Consider the following 4,593-nt stretch of genomic DNA (forward strand, 5'->3'; position numbering starts at 1 on the left):
TCGCTTGGGTCAGCACGCTGTAGTTGTCCTGCGTGTGCGCCTTGCGGTCCACGCCGCCGGCAAGCACGACCGCCACACCCGGTGATCGCGCACGGCAGTCGGCGGAAGGCGTCACCCGACTTTCCAGCGAATGCACCAGCAGGTTGGCCACCCAGGGTGTCATGGCGATGAAGGACACCACGATCACGCCCATGCAGACCGCGCGCCACAGGCGCATGCGGGGTCGCCACGCGAGCGAGACCGCCAGGCCGACGAGCGCCAGCAGCAGCCATGACAGCGGCGACAGCCACCACATCAGGCGCGTGACTCCCGCGGGTGCGCGGTCATGCGGCGCTCCGCGTCCGCCAGTGGCGTGCCAGGTCGCGCAGGCGCGCGTCCAGCATCAGTACCGGCAATACGTAGAGCAACACCCACAGGCCACCTGCCGCGAACAGCCTTGCCCACGGCGACGCCAACCCGAACAGGCCGCTTCCTTCCACCGCCAGCACGAACGCCAGTCCCGCACCGCCCGCCACGCTCCACGCGCGCAGATCGGGGCGGTAGCGCAGGTCGCGCGGGCACAGCAGGTAAAGCCCGAACCCCAGCACGGAGAAACTGGCCACCGTGGCCCACGTCGCGCCCAGATAGCCATGCGCGGGGATCAGCCACAGGTTCAGCAGCGCGTTCAACGCGGTGGCCGCCAGCGTCATGTAAAGCACCGTCTTCGAACGCTTGTGCAGCAACAGGCCATAGCCGCCGATTTCCAGCAGCGGGTACAGCGCATACAGCGCTCCCAGCCAGGCGAACACGGCGCCGGAGGGTGCCTTGTCGGCGCCGCTGATGGCCTGCACGGCTTCGCTGCCGATGCAGCCGATGGCCACGGCGATACCGACCGACGCGTACGTCATGGGGAACAGCACCTTGGCCTTGAGCGCGCGCACCGCCTCCGCACCCCCGGTCTCCCAGCTGCGATTGGCCACCGGAATGAACGACTCCGACAGCGCCGCGCTCATCAGCAGGCTGACCTGCAGCGCCAGCGAGTAGCCGATGGTGAAGATGCCCACCGCGGCGAAATCCCCGGTGATCCCCTTCAGCATCAGCCGGCCGATGGAAATCAGCAGCACCGTGGCGATCTCGTTCACCACCAGCGGCATGCCGTAACCCAGCGTCCTGCGCATCTGCGACCAGTCCAGCTGGCGCGAGAACGAGAGGTGCTTGCGCACCCAGTACACGTAGAACACCACCACGATGCCGGCGGCCAGCATCTTGCCGCCGTAGGCCGCCATGGCGGAGCGTTCCAGCCAGGCGACCGCGCCCACCATCAGCACCAGTTCCAGCCATCGCCACGCCACCCGGGTAACCATCAGCACGCCGGAGTGCTCGCCTGCGCGCAGCACCATCTGCACCAGGCTGACGAACACCTGCAGCGGCACCATCATCACCGCCATCCACAGCACCGGCGAGAACGAGACGCCGCCGAACCAGTCCACGCACGCGAACACCGTGATGCCCACCGCCCAGATGCCGCACGACACCAGCAACGGCAGCAGGAACATGTTGGTGGCGAACCCCGGCAGCGCGCGGGCTTCGTCCTGGTAGGGATAGAAGCGCAGGATGGCGTGCTGCGCGCCCAGCTTCGCCACGGCGACGCCGATCATCAGCCACGTCTCGTAGTAGCCGAGGATGCCGTACTGCGTGTTGTCCAGCAGCCGCRTCAGCAGCGGGAACGACACCAGGCCGGCGACCATGACCAGCAGGCTGGCCGAGGAGTAGCGCAGGTAGTGCGCGCCCACGCTTCGCTTTCGCGGCGCCGTCGTGCCGTCTTCGCGGCTCATGGCGCGGGCTTGCCGCGAAAGACGGCGGGCAGGGGCTGGGAAGAAACGGCGTCAGGCATCACGGGTACAACGCACAAAGGCGCGCCGGTCGGTCATGGCCGGGCTGCCTGTACCCCCGCGACGCAGGCGGCGAAGCGCTGCGCGAGCTCCGGCTGGTCGATGAAGTCGTGGTGACGGCCGGGTAGCGTGTACACCTCGATCCGGCCTTCCACCCACCCGCGCCAGCCCAGCGCGTCATCGTCCTCGTGCCCACGCAGGGGGGTCCGGAACAGGGCGACGTCGCCCGGATAGGGGTGCGGCCGATACGAGGCGAGCGCTTGGTGATGGGCGCGCTCGACCTGTTGCAGGCGTACCTGCTGCGGCAAGGGAAGTCCCGGCGAACGCCGGTGGCGCCAGCCCGCACGCGGCGAGTCCCACAGCCGCACGCGCAGGCGACGGAGGAGTTCGGTCCATGGCGTGTGCGCCAGCGCTTCGCGCCAAAGCGGCACGCGCCGCCACCACCGGCGATGCATCAGGCCGGGCCCGAACGTATCGAACATCGCCAGCAGCACCATCTCGCGCCCAGACGCACGCAGCAGGCGCGCCGTTTCCAGCGCGAGTACACCCCCCATCGACCCGCCTGCCAGCATCAGCGGGCCCTGCGGCCGCGCGGCCTGGATCGCGGTGGCATAGGCGTCGGCCATGGTCTCCACACGTGTCGAAGCGGCCGACATCCCGTCGAGACCCGCCGCCTGCACGCCGAAAACCGGCTGCCACGATGGCAACGCGTCGAGCAGCGGCATGTAATTGAGCACGTTGCCGCCGACGGCATGCACGAGGAACAACGGTATGCCGTGCCCGCCGGCACGCAGGGTCACCAGGCACCGTCCGTCCGCGACCGCGACACCTTCGCCCTCGCCGGCCACCGCCACCGTCGCCTCGATGGCCTGCGCAAGCGTGGCCACGGTGGGATGCGCGATCAGCGTGGCCAGCGGCAGGTCCACGCCATGCCGCCGGTGGAGTTCGTTGAACATGCGCACGGCCAGCAGCGAGTAGCCACCGGACTCGAAGAAATCGTCATCCACCCCGACCTCGGACCGCTGCAGCAATCGCGCCCACTGTTCGCAGAGTTCGCGCTCAAGCGGCGTGCGGGGCGCGACGCGGCGACGCAGCGGCGTGGAGGCATCCAGCGTGGGCGGCGGCAGCGCGCGCCGGTCGATCTTGCCGTTGGGCGTCTTCGGCAGGCGTTCCAGTACTTCGATGTAGTGCGGACGCATGTAGGCCGGCAAGGCAGCCGTCAAGCGCTGGCGGAGGCGTTGCTCCACCCCGGCCGGCTCGGCCGCCGTCGACGCATACAGCACAAGCACCTGGTCGCCGCCGTCTAGGGTACGCACGACCGCCACGCACTCGGTGACGCCGTCGTCGCCCGCCGCCGCTTCGATGTCGCCCGGTTCGATGCGGTACCCGCGCAGCTTGATCTGCTCGTCCGCGCGCCCGTGGAAGTGGAGCCGCCCCGCATGCAGGCGGCCCAGGTCGCCGGTGCGGTACATGCGCGAGCCGTCATCGGCGAAGGGATCGCGGACGAACCGCTCGCTGCTCAGGTCGGGCCGATGCAGATATCCATCRGCAACCCCTGCGCCGCCGATCCATATCTCTCCCAGCGCGTGCGGCAGGGCCGGTCGCCGCTGTCCATCCAGCAGATAGAAGCGCGTGCGGGCGACCGGTTGTCCCAACGGCACGGTGTCCTCGCTTCCGTCGATGCGATGAAGGCTCGACCATACGGTCGTTTCCGTCGGCCCATACATGTTCCAGAGTTCGCGGCATTGCCCGTGCAGCGTACGCGCCAGCGGAAGCGGCAACGCTTCGCCGCCGACCAGCAGGCGCAGGGGCGCGAGCACCTCGGTGCGTCCCACCTCCTGCAGCAGCGCCATCAGCGACGGCGTGGTCTGGAACAGCGTGCATCCGTGCCGCTCGATCAAGCGGCACAGGGCTTCGGGGTCGCGATGTTCCGCATCGTCGGCGATCACCACCTGCGCGCCGCAGACCAGCGGCAGGTACAGCTCGAGCGCGGCGATGTCGAACGAGAGCGTGGTCGCCGAGCACACCACGTCGTCACGGGTACAGCCCGGCTGTTCGCGCATCGTGGCCACGAAGTTGACCAGGTTGCGATGCAGGATCCGCACCCCTTTCGGTTCACCGGTCGAGCCGGACGTGTACAGCACGTAGGCCGCATCGTCTTCCGCGACCCGGGGCAGCGCTCCGTCCTCACCGGTCGACTGCACTTCCGCCAACGTGAGCAACGCCCGACCTTCCGCCAGTCCGTCGGGCAGCGCCGCGCCCTCGCCGACCAGAAGCGTGCGCAGGCCGGCATGGTCGGCCATGTGCCGCAGGCGCTGGGGAGGAAAGGCCAGGTCCAGTGGCACGTAGGCCGCCCCGGCGCGCAGCACCGCCACGACCGCCACCAGCATGTCCAGCGATCGCGGCAGCGCGATGCCGACCAGATCGCCACGCCCGATGCCACGCGCGGCAAGTCCGCCCGCTGCGGCGCGCGTGCGCTGGTCGAGCGTCGCGTACTCGATCGAATGGGGCCCGCATGCGGCGGCCTTACGCGCCGGATGCGCGGCGAAGGCCTGTTCCAGCATCGCCACCAGGGACGGGGCATCCCCGCCCGGCGGTGCGATGTCGTTGACGAGCGCGAAGTTCGCCAGCGGCTGCGAGGACGTCAGGTCGATGGACTGGATAGCCGCCTCGTTCCCTGACGCGACTTCCTCCAGCAGGCGCAGGTACAGGCCCACCCAGT

Annotated in this window: 3 protein-coding genes; all 3 read right to left on the reverse strand. The window is 69.4% G+C overall.

Going from position 1 to position 4,593, the window contains the following annotated elements; all coding sequences use genetic code 11:
• A partial coding sequence (locus AC04L7_RS12825) for a hypothetical protein (RefSeq protein WP_475513138.1) occupies positions 1 to 295 on the reverse strand: 295 nt, incomplete at its 3' end.
• Positions 296 to 323: 28 nt separating this feature from the next.
• Positions 324 to 1,814 carry a lipopolysaccharide biosynthesis protein gene (locus AC04L7_RS12830; protein WP_475513139.1) on the reverse strand — a complete coding sequence of 497 codons (1,491 nt, stop codon included), beginning with the start codon at positions 1,812 to 1,814 and terminating at the stop codon, positions 324 to 326.
• Between the two features lie 92 nt (positions 1,815 to 1,906).
• A partial coding sequence (locus AC04L7_RS12835; RefSeq protein ID WP_475513140.1) for a non-ribosomal peptide synthetase occupies positions 1,907 to 4,593 on the reverse strand: 2,687 nt, incomplete at its 5' end.

The sequence above is a fragment of the Pseudoxanthomonas sp. LjRoot204_2 genome (assembly GCF_056175765.1).